Raw genomic sequence first — 19,481 nt, 5'->3', positions numbered from 1 at the left:
TGGGGCCGGTCAGCCGGAGTGCGCGGCGATGGCACGGGTGATCACCGGGGCGACGGTGTCGATCTGGTCCATGCTGAAACCGAAGACCTTGGTGCCACCCGCCAGCAGCGCGGCGACCTCGTCCTCGCTGGGCACGGAACGCCCGAAGGTGTGACAGGCCTTCCTGCCCATCAGGCCGACCAGCACGCCGAGCGATGCGCCGGCACCGGTGTGGCAAGTTCCCAGGAAGTAGTCGGCCTGGCCCGCGCGCAGCTTCATCGCGGCGTCCATGTCGTTGGAGACGGCGACCTCGACGCCGTCGACGGCCATCGCGGTGATGGTCCGCGCGACCTCGGCCTTGCCGACGCCGCCGGTGAGGATCTTCTTCATGATCTTTTGTTGCCTTCCGTGCTCGGGGTGGGTCAGACGTGTGAGCGCTGCGCCAGAGCGGCGAGGTGCATGCCGAGGAAGTTGATCTCGGACTCGGGCAGGGCCGCGCCCAGCACCGCCCGGGCCCGCTCGGCCATGGCGCGGGCCCCGGCCACGGCCTCGGGGTGTCCGGCCAGCTCGGCCGCCACCTGCTCGTCGGTGAGGAACTGCTCGATGGCCTCGCCGTTCAACAGGCGGGTGAGCGCCATCACGAGATGGCTGGTCAGCATCCCGGCGGTGCCCTCGGTGACAACCTGTCCGCCGGCCGCCAACACGTCGAGTTCGCCGGCGACGAAGTCGACGACTCGCGACTCGACCTGGCCACCGTCGCGGAACAACTGCAACCGCAGTGCAAGCCGTTCTTCCATCTGCGCTTGGTCCTTTCATGACCACTGCCCATTCAGCAGTAACCGGGATTCTGGATCATCGGTGCATGCGTCGGTTCCCCGTGATGCGGGAGTCTGACGCGGTCAGTAGGAGGGGATGCGCTCGCCGCGCAGCACCTCGTCCTGAATCGTCGTCACCAGGCCGATGTCGAGGGCCTTGCGCACCACACTCAGGGTCCGGGTCACGCCGGCCCGGCCGACGATCGCCGCACAGGAGTTACGCAGGGACAGCTCGCGGGTGATCTCGCCGTCCAACGGCAGGGCGTCGACCCCGTCACCCATCCGGCCCTGCACCTCGTCGAGGTTCCACACGCTGGCGTCCACCTCGCCACGGGCGAACAGGTCCCGCAGCTGCATGTAGGAAGCCTCCACCCAGCGCACGTCCGCGCGTCCGGCGAACATGCGCTCAGCGAGCAGCTCGAGGTCCTCGGAACTGCGGTCGACCGCGACCCGCAGCCCCGGAGAGGCAAGGTCGACGCCACCGCGCACCAGGACACCATGCGCGCCGACGTAGGTGGCCGACCCCAGGTCGGCGACCAGCTCGAGCGAGTGCTCGGACATCAGCCGGTCCGCTGCGAAACGCGAAAGCACCACCAGGTCGACCTTGCCCTCCAACAGCGCGGAGACACGGGAGTGAGCGCCGCGCATGAAGGTGACCGCGAACGGCGCTCCGGCCTGTTCGAACGCCGCGCGCAAGCCCGTGGCCAGCCCCTCGTAGCGGCGCGAGTACGGCAGCGGCATCGCGGCCAGCAGGGTACCGAGCCCGGCCAGCCGCCACAGGACGGCACGATCGGCATGCACGAGGAAGGTGCCCAGGTGTCCACGGGCGACCGTCTTGATCGCGCCCGCTTCCTCCAGCAGATGGAAGGCCGCCTGGACCGTGCCGTTGCCCACTCCCAGCTCATCCGCCAGGTCGCGCAGGCGCGGCAGCCGGGTGTCCTCCTCGTGATCGAGCAGTGACACCGCGAGCTGCCGGGCAGCCAGGCCGTTCCGCGTCAGGAGGCGCTCGTCGATACCGTTCACGAACAGGACAGTAACCAGTATTCTGATTTTTGCCTAGAGGGGCCCGGGACCTGTGCGAGTCGAGGTCCGCCCGGCGGCGCGTCGGCAGGCGGGGCCGGGCTGGGCCGGATCAGGGGATCGCCGCGGACACGACGTAGACGACGGGGTTCATCGGGTCGGCCATGTTCACGGTGATGTCCTGGGTGGGCCGCGGGCCCTCGTTGGTGTGCGTGGTGCCCGCCCACTGGACGCCGGGGCCGAAGCTCCACCCGGAGATCTGCTGGTCGCGCGCGTCGATGGTCACCTTGCCCGGCTCCAGCGCGGCGCGGCCGCTGCCCAGCCGGCTCAGGAACCGGTCGAGTCCGGCGGAGGTGGTGCGGAACTCCACGTACAGCCGGCTGACCTTCCAGTTGTTGGTCTCGTAGTACTGGACGTCCAGCGAATTGCCCGGCATCGGCAGCTCGTAGATCCGGCGCTGCAACCGGGACGGCCAGCCCTCCTGGAGCCCCTGCGCCGCCGCCTCGGCCTCCTTGTTCTGGCCCGCTCGGCGGCTCTGCCCGGCGGAGATCAGCAGATAGCCGGCCGGGATGCCGATGAGCAGCACGATGATGGTCGCGGTGATCAGACGACGTCGGATCGTCCGGCGCCGGTCCTGCGGCGGCTTGTCGTCGGGAGGCGGGGACTGGCGCGGCAGGACGACGTGTTCGGCTGCGGTCATGTCTGTGGCGATCCCTAGGAGGTGCGGGTGCTGCGGGTGTTTCGGATGGTGCTCGCGGCCTGGTCGTAGATCTGTGCGTACCGCTCGTACCGTTCGACCCGGCGCCGGTTGGTGCGGCGGAATCTGCGGGCCACCAGCCGGGCGAGGTCGGCGGCGCCGACCATACCCGCCTCCGGGCCGAGCTGTGCCTTGGCGATGCGGGCCTCGGGGCGGTAGCCGCGGCCGGTGAGGTGTCGCTTGAAGGCGTCCCGGGCGGGGCCGATCAACAGGTCGTCGGCGGCGCTGACGCCGCCCCCGATGACGAAGCAGGAGGGGTCGAGCGCGGCGGCCAGGTTGGCGATGCCGACGCCGAGCCACTGGCCGATGTCCTGGAGGAGCTCGACGCACATCGCGTCGCCCTCGCGGGCCAGTTCGGTGATGAGCGGTCCGGTGATGTCGGGGATGTTGCCCTTGACGCGCTCGATGAGGCCGTGCGCCACCGGTGAGTCTGCGGCGGCCAGCTCCTTGGCCTCGCGGACGAGGGCATTGCCGGAACTGTACTGCTCCCAGCAGCCGCGGTTCCCGCACGGGCAGCGGTGTCCGCCGGGCACCACCTGCATGTGACCGAATTCCCCGGCGACCCCGAACCTGCCGCGCTTGACCCGCCCCTCCTCCAGGATCGCGCCGCCGATGCCGGTGCCGAGCGTGATCATGACGAGGTGGTCCTCGCCCCGGCCCGCTCCGAAGCGCCACTCCGCCCAGGCGGCCGTGTTGGCGTCGTTGTCGACCATGACGGGGACGACGAGGCGGGAGGCGAGGGCGTCGCGCAGCGGTTCGTCGCGCCAGGCGAGGTGGGGGGCGAACAGCACCTTGGAACGGTCCGCGTCGACCCAGCCGGCCGCCCCGATGCCGACGGCGTGCACGTCGTGCCGGTCGGAGAGGTCCAGGACCAGCTCGACGATGGTGTCCTCGACGACCTTGGGGCTCTTGGACTTGTCCGGCGTCTCGGCGCGCAGCTGCTCCAGGATGTTGCCGTCGGCGTCGACGACGCCGGCCATCACCTTCGTACCGCCGATGTCGATGCCGACGGTGGGCACTCTCGGCGCGGTGAGGTGCGAGCGGCGCTCGCGGGTGCCCACGGTCCGCAGGACGGTGGCGCGGGCGGAGCCGCGGTGGGTGAAGTCGCGGTACGTGCTCATCGTCCCTGCGGGGTCGGGGGGCCGGGGGCGGGTGCTCCCCCGGCGGCGGACTGCGCCCGTCGGCCTCGATTCTGCCACTGCCCGGACCCCCGGGACGGCGCCGGACGGCGCGCCCGCCGGGGGTCCGTCCACCGCGGACGCGGTCCTACGGCTGGTCCGGCCCCTGCGGACGGCCCGGTTCCGTCGCCCGTTCCAGCTCGTGGCTGAGCTCCTCCAGCTCGCTGCCGCCTGCCATTTGGCGGGTCAGCTCGTCCAGCGTGATGCTCTCCCGGGTGTGGCTGCCGGCCATGGCGCCCCGCTTGAGCAGGACGAAACGGTCGCCGACGAGGTACGCGTGATGCGGGTTGTGCGTGATGAGGACCACGCCGAGACCGGCGTCACGGGCGGCCGCGACGTACTTGAGGACGACCCCGGACTGCTTGACGCCGAGCGCGGCGGTGGGCTCGTCCAGGACGAGGACCTTGGCGCCGAAGTGGACGGCCCGCGCGATGGCGACGCACTGGCGCTCGCCGCCGGAGAGGGTGCCGATCGGCTGGTCGACGTCGCGCAGGTCGATGCCCATGCGCAGCAGTGCGGTGCGGGTCGTCTCGCGCATCAGCCGTACGTCGAGGCGTTTGAAGGGGCCCGCGCCGGTCGTCGGCTCGGAGCCGAGGAAGAAGTTCCGCCAGACCGGCATGAGCGGGACGACGGCCAGGTCCTGGTAGACGGTGGCGATGCCGCGGTCGAGGGCGTCGCGCGGGTTGACGAGGACGGTCTGTTCGCCGTCGATCAGGAAGCTGCCCGCGTCGTGCCGGTGCAGCCCCGCGATGATCTTGATCAGGGTGGACTTGCCGGCGCCGTTGTCACCGAGCACGCAGGAGATCTCCCCCGCGTGGACCTCCAGCGAGACGTCGGTGAGCGCCTTGATGTTGCCGTAGAACTTGCTGACGTGGTCCAGCTCGACGAGTGCCCGGCGGGTCGTCTCCCGGCCAGCCGGTGCCAGGGGGGCCGTCATTTCGTCGCCTCCGCTCGCTTGCGTACCCATGCGTTGAGCAGGGTGGCCAGGAGCAGCATGGCTCCGAGGAAGAACTTGAACCAGTCCGGGTTCCACTCCGCGTACACGATGCCCTTGCTGGTCATGCCGAAGATGACGGCGCCGACCGCGGAGCCGATCGCGGAGCCGTAGCCGCCGGTGATCAGGCAGCCGCCGATGACCGCGGCGATGATGTAGATCAGTTCGTTGCCGACGCCCTCGCCGGACTGCACCACGTCGTACGAGAACAGCAGGTGCTGCCCGGAGACCCAGGCGGCGAAGGCGACCCCGAGGTAGAGCCCGATCTTGGTGCGGATCACCGGGACGCCGACCGCGCGGGCCGCGTCCGCCTCGCCGCCGACGGCGAAGATCCAGTTCCCGAAACGGGTGCGTAGCAGGATCCAGGTGGCGATCGCGACGAGCACGGCCCACCACAGGATCGTGACCTTGAACTCGACGCCGCCGATGGTCCACTGCGAGGCGAAGACCCGGCGGGCCGAATCGAAGCCCTCCATGTCTCCGATGGTCTTCGTCGACACGGTTCCGCTGATCAGCTTGGTGAAGCCGAGGTTCAGGCCGGTCAGCATCAGGAACGTGCCGAGCGTGATGATGAAGCTCGGCAGTTTCGTACGGGTCAGCATGAAGCCGTTGAACGCACCGATGGCGAGCGTGACCAGCAACGACACGAGGACGCCGACCCAGACGTTGGCGGTCATCTGGTAGCTGAACATCGACGAGACCAGCGCGGAGCTGGTGACCAGCACCCCGGCGGACAGGTCGAACTCGCCGCCGATCATGAGCAGCGCCACCGGGGCGGCCATGATCCCGATGGTGGAGGCCGCGTACAGCACCGTGCCGAGGCTGGAGGCGCGCAGGAAGCTGTCGGCGACGAGCGCGAAGAAGACGAACACGGCAGCGGCGCCGACGACCGAGCCGAGTTCGGGACGGCCGAGGAGCCTGCGCAGCGGGGAGGTGCGCAGCAGCCGTTCGTCGGGGCCCGCCGGGGCGGCCGGATCCGCGGCGACGCTCATCGGGTCCCCCGCTTCGTGTACGGGGCGAGCGCGGCGGCGTCCTTCTCGGTGATGATCTGCGGACCGGTGAGGACCGGGCGCCCGCCGCCGAGCACGTCGCCGTTGTAGCGGTACAGCCAGAGCAGGTCCACGGCCTCATACCCCTGGAGGTAGGGCTGCTGGTCGACGGCGAAGCCGAGGGTCTTGTCCTCCAGGGCGGTGGCGACCTTGGCGTTGAGGTCGAACGTGTCGATCTCGGCCGCGCTGCCCGCGGTCTTCTTCGCCTTCACTGCGGCGTCCGCGAACGGCGCCCCGAGGGTGACGACCGCGTCGATGCTCTTGTCGGCCTGGAGCTTGGCCTCGATGGACGCCTGGACGTCGGGCATGTTGGTGCCCTCGACGTACAGGTTCTGCATCTGTCCGTCGAAGGTCTTCTTCGCCCCGGCACAGCGCTGTTCGTGGCCGACGTTGCCCTGCTCGTGCAGGATGCACAGGGCCTTCTTGCGACCGCGCGCGTTCAGCTCGTCGCCGACCGCCTCGCCCGCGATGGACTCGTCCTGGCCGACGTGGGTGAGGGCGCCGAACCGCTTGGACTCGGCGGAGCCCGAGTTCACCGTGATCACCGGGATCCCGGCCCGGGTGGCCTTGGCGACGACGTCCTTCATCGCATCGGGCTTGGCGAGCGTGACGATCAGCCCGTCGACCTTCTGGTCGATGGCGGCCTGGACCAGCTGAGCCTGCTGCTGGGCCTCGTCGTGGTGCGAGTACAGGAACTTGATGTTGTCCTTGACGGCCGCCTGCTCGGCGCCTCTCTGGACGATGTCCCAGAAGGTGTCGCCGTCACCGGAGTGGGTGACCATGGCGAAGGTCCAGCGGGGCGTGTCCACCGCGGCGCGGCCCTCGGCGGCGGCCCGGGCCGCGCGCTCCTCCGCCCGCTTGCCACCGGTGCTGCTGCATCCCGCGAGGGAGGCCGCGAGCACCGCCGCAAGCACGGCGCCCATCGCACGTACCCCTGTCCGAACCCTTGCCACGACGCCGTGCCCTTCTTGTGCTGCTCGCTGTGCCCTGTGGTCGGCCGGAGGCATGTCGCCCCCGGCCCGGCTGGCCAAGTATCCCCGAGTCGACGACGGGACCGCCCGGCAGGGCGGGGGACGGGCGTCGGCGCGGGGTGTGCGGTGCGGGCCGCGAGAGGATCTTCGGGTGCGGTGCTCGGTGGGCTCTCTCCCGCGGTGGTACGTGGTACCGGCGGCGGACGGGCCGGAAGGCGCGGGTGTCCGGTCGCCCTGAGGGCAGTTGTAGCGGCGGGCCGCCCCGGCGTCAACGGTCCGCGTGACGGTCGTCGGTGATCCGCCCGACGGCGATCGGCCGTTGCCGGGAGGCCGGCCTGGCGCCCGCGGGCGGCGCCCCCGGCGTGACGGTCGTCACCGTACGAGCCGGCCGGGAGCAGCTGTCACCGGACGGGCGAACCGGGGGACGCCGTCACCGTACGAGCAGCTGGAAGTCGAAGGAGTGCCGCGAAGCCCGGTAGAGGTGGGACCCGCATTCGATCGCCCGCCCGGTGTCGTCGAAGGTGGTGCGTTCCATCGTGAGCAGGACAGCCCCTTCGGTCTCGGCGAGCACGGCGGCCTCCTCCGCGGTGGCCGGGCGGGCGCCGATGGACTGGCGGGCGCTGTGCATGGCGATGCCGGCGCCGCGCAGCATCCGGTAGAGGCCGGTGCTCTCCAGCCGCGCGGTGTCCAGGTCGACGGTTCCGGGCGGCAGGTGGTTACGCAGGAGGGCCAGCGGTTCGTCGTACGCGTACCGGATCCGCTCGACGAGGTGGACGTCGCTGCCCTCCGCGACGCCGAGGACGTCGGCGACCCGGGGACCGGCGGGCTCCACCGTGTTGCGCAGCACGCGGGTCGTGGGGTGTCCGCCCGCGGCCTCCAGGTCGTCGTACAGGCTGCTCGGTTCGAGCGGGCGCCCGACCTCGCTGTGCACGACCTGTGTGCCGACGCCCCGGCGGCGGACCATGATCCCCTTGTCGACGAGTGACTGGATGGCCTGGCGGACGGTGGGCCGGGACAGGCCGAGCCGGGAGGCCAGGTCGATCTCGTTGCCGAGAAGGGTGCCGGGGGCGAGTCGGCCCTCCTCGACGGCCGCTTCCAGCTGCTGGGCCAGTTGGTGGTACAGGGGGACCGGGCTCGTGCGGTCCACGCCGAGTTCGAGTGCGGCGGGGTCGGCGGTGGGTTTGGACACGCGTGGAGGGTAACGCCGACGTCAGAACCTCCGGTAGTCATGTCGTTCTGTCGTCACGTCGTTCTGTCGTCGTGGCATCCGGTCGTCGTGGCGTCCTGCTGCCCCGGTGCCCTGTCGCCCTGTCACGCTGTTGTGCTGTTGTCCTGACATACGGTTGACAGCGTCACGGGTGGGCGGCACGTTGGGTCCATGCGCATGGGACTCATCGGCACCGGCCGGATCGGCTCCTTCCACGCGGGTGTGCTGGCCCGCCACCCGGGGGTGGACGCCCTGGTGGTGACCGACACCGACGAGGCGCGCGCCGCACGGGTCGCCGACCACCTCGGCGCGAAGCGCGCGGACGGCGCCGACGAGGTGTTCGGCGCGGGGGTGGACGCCGTGGTGATCGCCTCGGCCACGTCGTCGCACGCGGAGCTGATCGGGCGGGCCGCGCGGGCGGGGCTCCCCGCGTTCTGCGAGAAGCCGATCGCACTCGGTCTGCCGGGGACGCTCGGCGCGCTGCGCGAGGTGGAGCGGGCGGGGAGCGTCCTCCAGATGGGCTTCATGCGCAGGTTCGACGCGGGGTACGGCACGGCGCGCGAGGCGGTGCGCTCGGGGGCGCTGGGCCGGCTGCACACCGTGCGGGCGACGACCATGGACCCGGCACCGCCTCCCGCCGGGTATCTGCCGCTCTCCGGCGGGCTGTACCGGGACTGCCTGGTGCACGACTTCGACATGCTGCGCTGGGTGACGGGCCGTGAGGTGACGGAGGTGTACGCCGTCGGGTCGGACGCCGGGCCCGCGATGTTCCGGGCGGCCGGTGACGTGGACACGGCGGCGGCGCTGCTGACCCTCGACGACGGCACCCTGGCCACGGCGACGGCCACCCGCTGCAACGGCGCCGGCTACGACGTACGCATGGAACTGGCGGGTGAAAAGGGGCAGATCACGGTCGGGCTGGACGACCGCACACCGGTCACGTCGGCGGAACCGCTGGGCCCCGCCGCGCCACCGAACCCCTGGCCGGGCTTTCTGGAGCGGTTCGCCCCGGCGTACGAGGCGGAACTGGACGCGTTCGTACGGCTGGTGCGCGGCGAGCTGCCCAACCCGTGCGACGGCAGGGAGGCATGGCACGCGCTGCTGATCGCGGAGGCGTGCGAGGTGTCCCGCAGGGAGCGGCGCCCCGTGGCGATCGCGGAGGTGTCCGACAGGACGGCCGACCGGACCGAGGGCGGCGCCCCCAGGTGAAACGCCGCCCCGGGGCGCCAACTCTCCTCTTTCATACGCCTATGTGACGCGCAGTCACCCCTGCTTGGCGGAGAGTACCGTGCCCTGGGCGACCGCGCAGAGCGTCGCCGCCCCGTCCTCCCCCACCGCGAGCAGTTCGCACCGGACCACGGCCTGCCGCCGTCCGGTGTGCACGACCTCCGCGCTGGCGACCAGGGTGCGACCGGTGGCGGGCCGCACGTACTGGATGGAGAAGCCGCCGGTCAGTACGGCCGGGCCGAGGGTCGTCCCGGCGGCGAAGGTGATCGAGTTGTCGGCCGCGTAGGCCAGGACGCCACCGTGCAGAAAGCCGTTCTGCTGCCGGAGTTCCTGGCGCATGTCCACTTCGAGCGTGGCGGCGCCGGACCCGAAGGCGGTGATCCTTGCCCCCACGAGCCCGCTGAACGGCTGACTCTCGAGAACCTTGCGCGCCATGTTCAGATCGAGTTCGGTCATGACGGAATCCTCTCTCACCAGCGGACGAGCGGGGACCGGATCCCGCGGATCAACATGCCGAGAAGCCAGCGCGAGGCCGGGGCATGTTGCAGCAGCGTACGGATCGCGATCCGACCCTCCGTCCGGGCCAGTGACGCCGCCGGACAGAACGGGGAGCCGTGGCCGAAGGCCAGATACCCCTGGGTCTACGACAGAAGTCGAAACGGTCCGGCTCGGGACAGCAGATGAGGTTGACGGTCGTCTCGTGCCCGGCGACCAACAACAGGAAGGCCATACCGAAGAGTTCCTCGGGCGACAGCGCGTCCCCCTCCTCGTCGCGGGTCCCTGACGAGCGCACTCATCAGGTCGTTGGCGCTCCTGATCGGGCGTGGCCGGGGTCACGATGGCGTTCGACAGCCGACGGAAGACGTTGCGGTCCAGGTCCGGCACACCGATCAGCTCGCAGATCACGGTCATCGGCAGCGGGAAGGCGTGCGCGTCCACGAGATCGGCGCGCCCCGCGGGAACCATCGCGTCGAGGAGTTCGTCGGCAGATCCGGGACGGCAGCACGAGAACCTGGACCTGTTCGGATTCGAACTCACCGCAGACGAGCCGGCCCGCGTCTCCGCCGGGCCGCAGCGACGCTACGGAGGGGACCCCGAGGTCCACGAGGAGTTCCGAGGAGCCGGGAACCGGACCGGGCGGCGGCGGCGCGGTACGTCGAGAGGCCCGGGGGAACTCCCGGCGGGCGCGCCGGCGCCGGTTCACCGAGGCCGGATCACCGGCATCGGCTCACCGCGAGCGCGGGGTGACTTCCGCCATCCGGGACCAGCCCTCGCCCGGCACCTCGACATTGATGATCTCCGGGGTCGCTGCGACGAGATCCGCCATCCGGTCCATCGCGGCCGTGAAGTGCTCCGACTTCACATGGGCCTCCCCGGCCTCGGGAGAGGCGAACGCCTCCAGCAGGACGAACTGGTCCGGGTTCTCGACGCTGGTCGACCACTCGAAGAACACATTGCCCGGCTCCGCCCGGGTGGCGCGGGTGAAGTCCTCGACAGCGGGCAGCCAGTTGTCGCGCTCGTCGCTGCGCACGGTGAATTTCACGGCGATAAAGATCATGACGTCATGTTCGCATACGTTAATCAGCATCGACTCGTCAGGCGCGGCCGGACGAGGCGTCACGGCCGGGCAACGCGTGACGACCGGACGAGGCGTCACGGTCCAGCAGGCGCCACGGCCGGGCGGGGCGACGTCCCGCCCGGCATCCGCCGTCGTGGTCAGCCGTTCCCTTCCGGCCTGCCCTGCCGGTCCTGCCTGCCCTCCCTTTCCAGGAGGCGGCCCGTGGGTTCGGCGAGAACGCCGTTCGCCGCGATCCGCGCACCGCGCAGCCAGGTCGACCGCACGACACCGCACAGGGTCCTGCCGGCGTAGGCGGTGACCTGGTTGCGGTGGAACAGCCGGGCGGGGTCGACGGTGAAGGTCTCGTCCGGGGCGAGCACCGCGAAGTCCGCGTCGCGGCCCGGCTCGATCGCGCCCTTGCGGGTCAGCCCGGCCAACTCGGCGGGGGCGGCCGACATCCAGCGGGCCACGTCGTCGAGCGAGTGGCCCCGTCTGCGGGCCTCGGTCCAGATGACGGGGAGGCCCAGCTGGAGGGAGGAGATGCCGCCCCACGCGGAGGCGAAGTCCGGGGTCTTGAGGTCGGCGGTGCACGGGGAGTGGTCGGACACCACGCAGTCGATCGTCCCGTCGGCCAGCCCCGCCCACAGCGCGTCCTGGTTGGCGGCCTCCCGGATCGGGGGGCAGCACTTGAACTCCGTCGCACCGTCCGGGACCTCCTCGGCGGTGAGGGTGAGGAAGTGCGGGCACGACTCGACGGTGACCCGCACCCCGTCGCGCCGGGCGGCGGCGATCATCGGCAGCGCGTCGGCGGAGGACAGATGAAGGACATGGACCCGGGCGTCGAACCGCCGCGCGAAGGTGATGAGCGCCTCGATCGCGGTGTTCTCGGCGTCGCGGGGCCGCGAGGCCAGGAAGTCGGCGTACGCGGGTCCCCCGCGCATCGGGGCGGCATCCAGGTGGCGCGGGTCCTCGGCGTGCACGATGAGCAGGCCGCCGAATCCGGCGATCTCGGCCAGGGAGCGGGCCAGCTGCTCCTGGTCGAGCTCCGGGAACTCGTCGACGCCGGAGGGCGAGAGGAAGCACTTGAACCCGAAGACCCCGGCTTCGTGCAGCGGACGCAGGTCCCGCACGTTGGACGGGACGGCCCCGCCCCAGAACCCGGTGTCGACGTGCACCTCGGGCGCGGCCACCCGCCGTTTGGTGCGCAGGTGCCCGACGGTGGTGGTCGGCGGGAGGGAGTTGAGCGGCATGTCGATCAGGGTGGTGATGCCGCCCGCCGCCGCGGCCCGGGTGGCTGCGCGAAAGCCCTCCCACTCGGTACGGCCGGGATCGTTCACGTGGACGTGTGTGTCGACCAGGCCAGGCAGCAGGACGTCGTCGCCGAGGTCCTCCAGCCGGGCGCCGACGGGCACCTCGCCATCGTGAGGCAGGACGGCGTCGATGGTCCCGCCGGAGACGGCGACCGACGCGGGACGCGTCCCGTCCGGGGTCACGACGCGCGTCGAGCGCAGCACCAGATTCACGTCCGCCTTCACGTCCGCACCGGACACCCGTGCTCCTCGCTTCTCGCTCCGGCCCGGCGTCGGCCCGGCTCCGGCTCGGTCACGCCCGGCTCCGGCTCGGCTCCGATCCCGCGGCCACCAAGAAATTCAACGAACTGTTGAAGGAGTCTTCATGCGGGATCCGACCCCGTCAAGACCATGCCCCGCCGCGCGCACCGACCATCGCCCGCACGCCCGCAACCCCCGAAAATTTCCGCAGTTCGAAACTGGCGTCCCGGAAAGCGGAACACCTCGCGACGCGAACGGAACGACCGCACCACCGCCCCACCGTGATCACGAGACCGGGGCAAACGGCCTCTGACCGGCCAGGACGCCGTACCGGGAGCGGTGGGCCGATCGGGGGCCGCCCGGTAGGCTGCGGGGTGCCTCGCCCAGGCGAGGCACCCGCTTTTCCGTCCCGAAAGGACCGTTGACGTGCCGCCGTCCCACGCCAGCACATCCGACTCCAAGCCTGCCGCCTCCAGCGGCGGTGTGCAGTCCCTCGAACGCGCCTTCGATCTGCTGGAGCGGATGGCCGACGCCGGGGGCGAGGTCGGGCTGAGCGAGCTCTCCGCGAGCAGCGGACTGCCGCTGCCGACGATCCACCGGCTGGTCCGCACACTGGTCCTCTGCGGATACGTGCGCCAGCAGCCGAACCGGCGGTACGCGCTCGGCCCCCGGCTGATCCGGCTCGGCGAGTCCGCGTCCCGGCTGCTCGGCACCTGGGCCCGCCCGTATCTCGCCCGGCTGGTCGAGGAGACCGGCGAGACCGCGAACATGGCGATGCTCGACGGCGACGAGGTCGTGTACGTGGCACAGGTGCCGTCCAAGCACTCGATGCGTATGTTCACCGAGGTCGGCCGACGTGTGCTCCCTCACTCCACGGGCGTCGGCAAGGCGCTGCTGGCGCACACGTCCCCGGAGGAGGTACGGGCGCTGCTCGCCCGTACCGGGATGCCGGCCGCCACCGAGAAGACGATCACCTCTCCGGAGGCCTTCCTGGAGGCGCTGGACCAGGTCCGCCGGGTCGGCTACGCGATGGACGACAACGAGCAGGAGATCGGGGTGCGTTGCCTGGCGGTGTCCGTCCCCGACTCCCCCACCGCCGCCGCGCTCTCGATCTCGGGTCCGGCGGGCCGGGTGACGGAGGCGGCGACGGAGCGGATCGTGCCGGTCCTCCAGCAGGCCGCGAGGGATCTGTCCGACGCCCTGGCGGGCACCGGTTCCTCGGGCTGAGCGGGACGCCGGAGCGGGCGGGGCCACGAGGGAGGCCCGGGGCCCGGTTCCAGTCGTGGCCGGATGGCGAAGAGGCGGTGGGGCCCGATGGTTTCGGAGCCCCACGGTCGTACGGACAACCGTCCCCTCAGGCCGGCGCGGGAACCGTCAGCCGCCCGTCGTGCATTTCGCCGGTGCGGTCCGCGCGATCCAGAGGGGTGCGATCGTGCGTCACCAGCACGGTCGCCGTCGACCTCCACCGGGGCGGCGTGACCAGGAGGTCCAGCACGGCGGCCGGGCCGAGTACGCGACCAGGGGCCGGGCGTCGGCCGACCCCGCCCCCGTCGCCCGCCCCTCGCTCGGCACGCGTTCCGCCCGGCCGGCCGACGCTCCGCATCGGCCGGGGCTCCGCTCGTGCGATCAGCCCCGCGGGGGTTCGCCGAAGAGGTCCACGGCGACGCGCACGTCCCGGAGAGCGGAGGCCAGCGCGCTGACCGATCCGATCGCCCCCGCGATCAGCAGCAGCGAACGCCGCAGCCGCGGGATCTCGGGCTCACCACTGATCGCCATCGCATCCAGGGCCGCCAGCTCGTCCTCGGCGATCCCCCGGTCGGGGAATTCCGCGGGGTGTCCCGCCAGCTCCCTGCGGAGTCGGGAGACGGCCGTACGCAGCTCCGTCACCCTCGGGTCCTCACCGCTGCTCGTCACCCGCGCCTGTCCCACGCTTCGCAACAAAGCACTCCCCCTCGCACGTCCGTGTGCCAGTGTCCGACCGGGTCCCGGATCGCGGCCAAGTCTCCGGGGGTTCCCGCAAGTTAACGCCATGAAAGGTGTCGTGCGCCACTCCGCGGACAGAATCCAGGGGTCCCGTACGGGTGATCCGCGCGGCGCGGTGTAGACCCCGCCGCACCAGGTCATCGCACTCCTGTTCCACCCTGCCCGCCCCACCCGCCACTCGCGCGTCCCGGCGCGTCCGAGGCACCGCGTCCGGGGTAGGAACTCGGCATGAATCGAACAGATCGGGCCCCGGTGGTCGCGGGGCTGCTGCTCGCCGCGGGCGGCGGGCGCCGACTCGGCGGGCGCCCCAAGGCATTGCTCGAACACCGCGGCCGTCCCCTGGTGGAGCACATGGTGCGGGTGCTGCGGGCGGGCGGCTGCGACCGCGTGCACGTGGTGCTGGGCGCCGCGGCCGACGAGGTACGCGAGCGGGCCGACCTCACCGGGTGCACGGTGACCGTCAACCCCGGGTGGACGGAGGGCATGGGCTCGTCGCTGCGGGCGGGGCTCGGGGCCCTCGCCGCCACGGACGCCGACGCGGCCCTGGTGCTCCTGGTCGACCAGCCGGGCATCGGCCCGGAGGCGGTGGCCCGGGTGCGGTCCGCCTGCCGCTCCCGCGCCGGTCTCGTCGCGGCCGCGTACGGCGGCGAGCGCGGTCATCCGGTGCTGATCGGGGCCGACCGATGGACGGATGTCTCGGCGGAGGCGGCGGGCGACCGGGGCGCGCGCTCGTACCTGCGGGCGCACCGCGACGCACTCGGGCTCGTCGAGTGTTCCGACGTCGCCGAGGCGTACGACATCGACGGCCCGGAGGACCTGAGACATCTCGCGTGAGAAATCACCCCTGAGGCACACGAAAGTGAACGCCGAGGCGTGAGGGACTGGGCGACGGCGGCACTCCGCGTCACCGCCCGGCGACTTCTGCCGCGCCGGACACTCGACATCAACAAGCCATTGAACTTCCACTATGAGGAATCTAATATCCATAGACCAGAAGCCATCTGCTTTCCGCAAGGCACCCCGCACTCACGTCCCGGAACCCCGGCACGCCATGCCGTGCCGGCCGACCGGCGACCGTGGCGCCGTCCGCACCGCCCGCTGAAGGAGTGACAGCTCATGTCCACACCAGCGCCGTCACCGCTGGCCATCGTCGACGCCGAGCCCCTGCCCAGGCAGTCCGAGGTCCTGACCGACGCGGCCCTCGCGTTCGTGGCGGAGCTGCACCGCCGGTTCACGCCCCGCCGCGACGAGCTGCTCGCCCGCCGCGCCGAGCGCCGGGCCGAGATCGCCCGCACCTCCACGCTGGACTTCCTGCCCGAGACGGCGGCGATCCGCGGGGACGACACCTGGCGGGTCGCACCGGCCCCCGCCGCGCTGGAGGACCGCCGTGTGGAGATCACTGGTCCGACCGACCGCAAGATGACCATCAACGCCCTGAACTCCGGCGCCCGGGTCTGGCTCGCGGACTTCGAGGACGCGTCCGCCCCGACGTGGGAGAACGTGATCCTCGGCCAGCTCAATCTGATCGACGCCTACACCCGCTCCATCGACTTCACGGACCCGAGCACCGGCAAGTCGTACGCGCTGAAGCCCGCCGACGAACTCGCCACCGTCGTCACCCGCCCGCGCGGCTGGCACCTGAACGAGCGTCACCTCCAGCTGGACGGCACCCCGGTGCCGGGCGCGCTGGTCGACTTCGGCCTCTACTTCTTCCACAACGCCCGCCGCCTCGTCGACCTCGGCAAGGGTCCGTACTTCTACCTCCCGAAGACCGAGTCCCATCTGGAGGCGCGCCTCTGGAACGACGTCTTCGTCTTCGCCCAGGACTACGTCGGCATCCCGCAGGGCACGGTCCGCGCCACCGTCCTCATCGAGACGATCACCGCCGCGTACGAAATGGAGGAGATCCTGTACGAACTGCGCGACCACGCCTCCGGGCTGAACGCGGGCCGTTGGGACTACCTCTTCTCCATCGTCAAGAACTTCCGTGACGCAGGGGCCGAGTTCGTCCTCCCCGACCGCAACGCGGTGACGATGACGGCCCCGTTCATGCGCGCGTACACCGAACTCCTCGTCCGCACCTGCCACAAGCGCGGTGCGCACGCCATCGGCGGCATGGCGGCGTTCATTCCGTCGCGCCGGGACACGGAGGTCAACAAGGTGGCCTTCGAAAAGGTCAAGGCGGACAAGGACCGTGAGGCCCGCGACGGCTTCGACGGCTCCTGGGTCGCCCACCCGGACCTGGTCCCGATCGCCATGGCCTCCTTCGACGCGGTCCTCGGCGAGAGGCCGAACCAGAAGGACCGGTTGCGCGAGGACGTGTCGGTGGCCGCGGGCGACCTGATCGCCATCGGCACCCTGGACGCCAGGCCCACCTACGACGGCCTGCGCAACGCCGTCGCGGTCGGCATCCGCTACATCGAGGCGTGGCTGCGCGGCCTGGGCGCGGTCGCCATCTTCAACCTGATGGAGGACGCGGCCACCGCGGAGATCTCGCGCTCGCAGATCTGGCAGTGGATCAACGCGGGCGTGGTCTTCGAGAACGGCGAGCGGGCCACCGCGGAGCTGGCCCGCGGGGTCGCCGTCGAGGAACTCGCCGCGATCCGCGCCGAGATCGGCGAGGAGGACTTCGCCGCCGGGCAGTGGCAGCAGGCCCACGACCTGCTGCTCCAGGTCGCCCTGGACCAGGACTACGCGGACTTCCTGACCCTGCCCGCGTACGAGCGGCTGCGCTGAGCCGCGCCGCCGCGTCGTCGGCGGCGCGGGCGGTGTGCAGGGACCGGTCTCCCGGAGCCGTCGGATCCGGGAGACCGTGTCGCGTCCGTCCGCTACTTCAGCCCGGAGTCGACCGCGTTGAGCAGCGTGCCCTGCGGCGTGTCGCCGGACATCTCCCAGATCATGACGCCCAGCAGATCCTTGTCCTTGACGTACGCGGTCTTCTTGCCGATGGACCAGGTGTCGTCGAAGGACCACCACTGGCTGCCGGTGTAGCCGTATGTGGAGACCGACTGTTCGTCGTGATGGACCGTCATCGCCGGGTAGGCGCCGATGAGGTTGGCGTAGCCGCGCGTTCCGGCCTCCTCCGCGAACTGGCCGGGGGCCGCGCCTGCCGCGGACTGCCATTCGCCCGCGACCCCGCCGTCCGTGACGCCCTGCCAGCCGCGTCCGTAGAAGGGGATGCCGAGGGTCAGTTTGCGGGGTTCGACTCCCGCGTCCGTGTACGCCTTGATGGCGGCGTCGGCGCTGAAGTGGAAGTCGTACGGGTCCTGTTCGTCGGTGTAGAGGTTGGCCTGGTGGCCGGTGCGGTTCGGTTCCCAGGAGTTGTCGCTGCCGGAGCCGTGGAAGTCGTAGCCCTGGACATTGGCGACGTCGAGGGAGTCGAAGACCTTGTCCAGCTCCCAGCCCTCGCCGATCTTCTGCGGGTCGGCGGGCGTGAAGGCGGTGAGGAGCCGGTGGCCGCCGCCGAGGGCGTCCATCTGCTTGCGGAACTCGGCGAGCAGCAGCGTCAGGTTGGCCTTGTCGTCCGGCGAGTAGTGGTTGCCCGGGTGTCCGGTGCCGGTGCCCGGCCATTCCCAGTCGATGTCGAAGCCGTCGAAGATCCCGGCGGCCGTGCCCGGACCGCCGGCGCCGTTGTAGTCGGGCAGGTTGCCCTTCAGATACATATCGACGCAGGAGGAGACGAACTTCTTGCGGGAGGCGTCGGTGGCCGCCACGTCGGAGAAGTACTTCGAGTACGTCCAGCCTCCGAGCGAGACCACGATCTTGAGGTTCGGGTGGAGCTTCTTCAGCTTCTTCAACTGGTTGAAGTTGCCCCGCAGTTTGGCCCATCCGTCGTCCGCGACACCGTCGACGGACTGGGCGGCGCTGAACGGGCGGCCGTAGTCGGCGTCGGCGTCACCGGCTCCGGTGCCCTGGTCGGGGTCCTGGGGGTCGGCGGTGGTGCCCTTGGTGACGCCGTTCAGGCAGGTGAGGTTGGTGGGATCGATGTTGGCGAAGGAGTAGTTGATGATGTCGAGCTTGTCCGCGGCACCGGAGTCGTGGAGGTTCTTGACGAAGTACTGGCGGCCGTAGATGCCCCACTGGACGAAGTAGCCGACCTTGGCGTACTTGCCCTTGCCGACGATGTCGCCGGTCTTCACCGTGAGGGTGTTGCTGGCCGGGGAGGCGTTGTCGGCGGCGTCACGGGCCTTGACGGTGAAGGAGTACGAGGTCGAGGGCGAGAGCCCGCCGATGGTGGCGGTGGTCGTGGCGCCGGAGACGGTGGTGGCGAGTTCGCCGCCCCGGTAGACGTCGTAGGCGGCGACCCGCTGGTCGTCGGTCGACGCGGTCCACGCCAGGGCGACGGAGGAGGAGTCGGCCGTGGTGGAGCGCAGCGAGCCCGGAGCGGTCGGCGGGGAGGTGTCGGTGGCCGGGTCGACGGTGGTGACGGCCAGCGGCGCGCTCTCGGCGGAGGTGTTGCCGCGGGTGTCGCGGGCCCGGACGGTGAAGGAGTAGGCGGTGGCGGGGGTGAGCCCGGTGACGGTGGTGCTGGTCGTCGCCGTCGCGGTGCCGACCACCTTGCCGCCCGCCAGGACGTCGTACGAGGCCACGGGGAAGTCGCCCGCCGCGGCAGCCGTCCAGGACAGCGACGCGGTGCGGGCGGTGACGTCCGTCTGCCTCAGCCCGCCGGGGGTGCCCGGGGGCACGTCCGGTGACCCGTCGCACTTGTCGCCGTTGATCCGGCACCCGGTCGGCGCGGAGACCGGGCCCTTGGCCACGAACCAGAAGCTGTACGGCTCGGTCGTGTTGTGCGCGGCGACCGTGCCGTTGTAGTGGGCGTTGCCCGCGGTGACGTGGCTGCCCTGGGTGGTGACGGTGCCGTTGTACGAGGTGTCGATCGTGACGCCGGCCGGCAGGTCGAATTCGAGACTCCAGCCGGTGACGGCGGTGTCGGTGTCGTTGTGCAGGACGTACGTCCCCTTCCACCACGAGCCGTTGTCGGCGGAGGTGAAGGTGGCCGTCAGCTTGCCCGCCGCGTGCGCGGGGGCGGCCTGCAACGACAGCAGTGCGAGGAGGAGTCCGAGGACGGCGACTGCGGCGGTCGCCGTTCTCCCTCTGGAGGTCGGGTGCTCGAACATGGTGTATCTCCCTTGGGGCAGGGACCGGTGAGGCGGTCCTGAAGGGGAGCGGAGACGTGCTTGGTGCCATGGAGCA

The 19,481-nt window shown here is 71.2% G+C and carries 18 protein-coding genes and 2 pseudogenes; 5 read left to right on the top strand and 15 right to left on the bottom strand.

Features of this window, described 5'->3' with window-relative positions:
- Positions 1 to 9: 9 nt before the first annotated feature.
- From ACFYY6_RS11875 to ACFYY6_RS11835, 9 genes are all read right to left on the bottom strand, one after another.
- Positions 10 to 369, bottom strand: coding sequence for a DUF2620 domain-containing protein (locus ACFYY6_RS11875; RefSeq protein WP_351523486.1), 360 nt, complete (start codon positions 367 to 369; stop codon positions 10 to 12).
- 32 nt (positions 370 to 401) lie between these two features.
- A complete protein-coding gene (locus ACFYY6_RS11870) occupies positions 402 to 776 on the bottom strand; it encodes a transcriptional antiterminator (protein WP_388652138.1) in 375 nt (124 codons plus the stop codon).
- A gap of 102 nt (positions 777 to 878) precedes the next feature.
- On the bottom strand, positions 879 to 1,817 hold the full coding sequence (gene yhfZ / locus ACFYY6_RS11865) for a GntR family transcriptional regulator YhfZ (RefSeq protein WP_386609199.1): 939 nt from the start codon (positions 1,815 to 1,817) through the stop codon (positions 879 to 881).
- A gap of 109 nt (positions 1,818 to 1,926) precedes the next feature.
- Positions 1,927 to 2,514: a hypothetical protein gene (locus ACFYY6_RS11860; RefSeq protein ID WP_351523491.1), complete on the bottom strand. Its 588-nt coding sequence runs from the start codon at positions 2,512 to 2,514 to the stop codon at positions 1,927 to 1,929.
- A gap of 14 nt (positions 2,515 to 2,528) precedes the next feature.
- Entirely contained in the window at positions 2,529 to 3,692 is a 1,164-nt protein-coding gene (locus ACFYY6_RS11855; RefSeq protein WP_351523493.1) for an ROK family glucokinase, read from the bottom strand.
- 145 nt (positions 3,693 to 3,837) lie between these two features.
- A complete protein-coding gene (locus ACFYY6_RS11850; protein ID WP_351523495.1) occupies positions 3,838 to 4,686 on the bottom strand; it encodes an ATP-binding cassette domain-containing protein in 849 nt (282 codons plus the stop codon).
- Positions 4,683 to 5,735, bottom strand: a complete 1,053-nt coding sequence (locus ACFYY6_RS11845; RefSeq protein ID WP_351523497.1) for an ABC transporter permease — start codon at positions 5,733 to 5,735, stop codon at positions 4,683 to 4,685. Before ACFYY6_RS11845 ends, ACFYY6_RS11850 begins: the two co-directional genes overlap by 4 nt.
- Entirely contained in the window at positions 5,732 to 6,715 is a 984-nt protein-coding gene (locus tag ACFYY6_RS11840) for a sugar ABC transporter substrate-binding protein (protein ID WP_351628821.1), read from the bottom strand. Before ACFYY6_RS11840 ends, ACFYY6_RS11845 begins: the two co-directional genes overlap by 4 nt.
- Positions 6,716 to 7,193: 478 nt before the next feature.
- Positions 7,194 to 7,952: a GntR family transcriptional regulator gene (locus tag ACFYY6_RS11835; protein WP_351523501.1), complete on the bottom strand. Its 759-nt coding sequence runs from the start codon at positions 7,950 to 7,952 to the stop codon at positions 7,194 to 7,196.
- Positions 7,953 to 8,141: 189 nt separating this feature from the next.
- Between ACFYY6_RS11835 and ACFYY6_RS11830 the strand changes: the two genes are divergently transcribed.
- Entirely contained in the window at positions 8,142 to 9,179 is a 1,038-nt protein-coding gene (locus tag ACFYY6_RS11830; protein ID WP_389192858.1) for a Gfo/Idh/MocA family oxidoreductase, read from the top strand.
- A 54-nt stretch (positions 9,180 to 9,233) separates the two neighbouring features.
- On the opposite strand, the gene ACFYY6_RS11825 is transcribed toward ACFYY6_RS11830, so the two are convergent.
- Both ACFYY6_RS11825 and ACFYY6_RS11820 read right to left on the bottom strand, forming a co-directional pair.
- Positions 9,234 to 9,653 (bottom strand): PaaI family thioesterase, encoded by a 420-nt coding sequence (locus tag ACFYY6_RS11825; protein WP_389192855.1) that lies wholly within the window; start codon positions 9,651 to 9,653, stop codon positions 9,234 to 9,236.
- A 14-nt stretch (positions 9,654 to 9,667) separates the two neighbouring features.
- Positions 9,668 to 10,181, bottom strand: a pseudogene (locus ACFYY6_RS11820) (hypothetical protein); the annotation flags it as partial.
- On the opposite strand from ACFYY6_RS11820, the pseudogene ACFYY6_RS11815 reads away from it, so the two are divergent.
- Positions 10,180 to 10,311, top strand: a pseudogene (locus tag ACFYY6_RS11815) (aldo/keto reductase); the annotation flags it as partial. The pseudogenes ACFYY6_RS11820 and ACFYY6_RS11815 sit on opposite strands and share 2 nt — an antisense overlap.
- A gap of 114 nt (positions 10,312 to 10,425) precedes the next feature.
- On the opposite strand, the gene ACFYY6_RS11810 reads toward ACFYY6_RS11815, so the two are convergent.
- Both ACFYY6_RS11810 and allB read right to left on the bottom strand, forming a co-directional pair.
- Positions 10,426 to 10,755: a putative quinol monooxygenase gene (locus tag ACFYY6_RS11810; RefSeq protein ID WP_351523505.1), complete on the bottom strand. Its 330-nt coding sequence runs from the start codon at positions 10,753 to 10,755 to the stop codon at positions 10,426 to 10,428.
- Positions 10,756 to 10,913: 158 nt separating this feature from the next.
- On the bottom strand, positions 10,914 to 12,305 hold the full coding sequence (gene allB, locus ACFYY6_RS11805) for an allantoinase AllB (RefSeq protein ID WP_389192852.1): 1,392 nt from the start codon (positions 12,303 to 12,305) through the stop codon (positions 10,914 to 10,916).
- Positions 12,306 to 12,731: 426 nt separating this feature from the next.
- Between allB and ACFYY6_RS11800 the strand changes: the two genes are divergently transcribed.
- The gene (locus tag ACFYY6_RS11800) at positions 12,732 to 13,532 is read left to right on the top strand and encodes an IclR family transcriptional regulator (RefSeq protein WP_386609203.1); all 801 of its coding nucleotides are present in this window, start codon (positions 12,732 to 12,734) and stop codon (positions 13,530 to 13,532) included.
- Positions 13,533 to 13,931: 399 nt separating this feature from the next.
- Here the strand turns inward: ACFYY6_RS11800 and ACFYY6_RS11795 are convergent, their stop codons facing one another.
- On the bottom strand, positions 13,932 to 14,234 hold the full coding sequence (locus tag ACFYY6_RS11795; protein WP_351518626.1) for a DUF5955 family protein: 303 nt from the start codon (positions 14,232 to 14,234) through the stop codon (positions 13,932 to 13,934).
- 282 nt (positions 14,235 to 14,516) lie between these two features.
- Here ACFYY6_RS11795 and ACFYY6_RS11790 point away from each other — a divergent pair, with 282 nt between their 5' ends.
- Positions 14,517 to 15,122 (top strand): NTP transferase domain-containing protein, encoded by a 606-nt coding sequence (locus ACFYY6_RS11790; RefSeq protein WP_389192849.1) that lies wholly within the window; start codon positions 14,517 to 14,519, stop codon positions 15,120 to 15,122.
- Between the two features lie 282 nt (positions 15,123 to 15,404).
- Positions 15,405 to 17,024, top strand: a complete 1,620-nt coding sequence (aceB, locus tag ACFYY6_RS11785; RefSeq protein ID WP_389192846.1) for a malate synthase A — start codon at positions 15,405 to 15,407, stop codon at positions 17,022 to 17,024.
- Positions 17,025 to 17,116: 92 nt separating this feature from the next.
- On the opposite strand, the gene ACFYY6_RS11780 is transcribed toward aceB, so the two are convergent.
- The gene (locus ACFYY6_RS11780; RefSeq protein WP_389192844.1) at positions 17,117 to 19,405 is read right to left on the bottom strand and encodes a glycosyl hydrolase family 18 protein; all 2,289 of its coding nucleotides are present in this window, start codon (positions 19,403 to 19,405) and stop codon (positions 17,117 to 17,119) included.
- Between the last annotated feature and the right edge of the window lie 76 nt (positions 19,406 to 19,481).

Origin of the sequence: Streptomyces sp. NPDC001750 (assembly GCF_042892615.1) — a bacterium.
In the GTDB taxonomy this organism is placed as follows: Bacteria; Actinomycetota; Actinomycetes; order Streptomycetales; family Streptomycetaceae; genus Streptomyces.
This window is presented reverse-complemented; position numbering and strand designations above follow the sequence as displayed.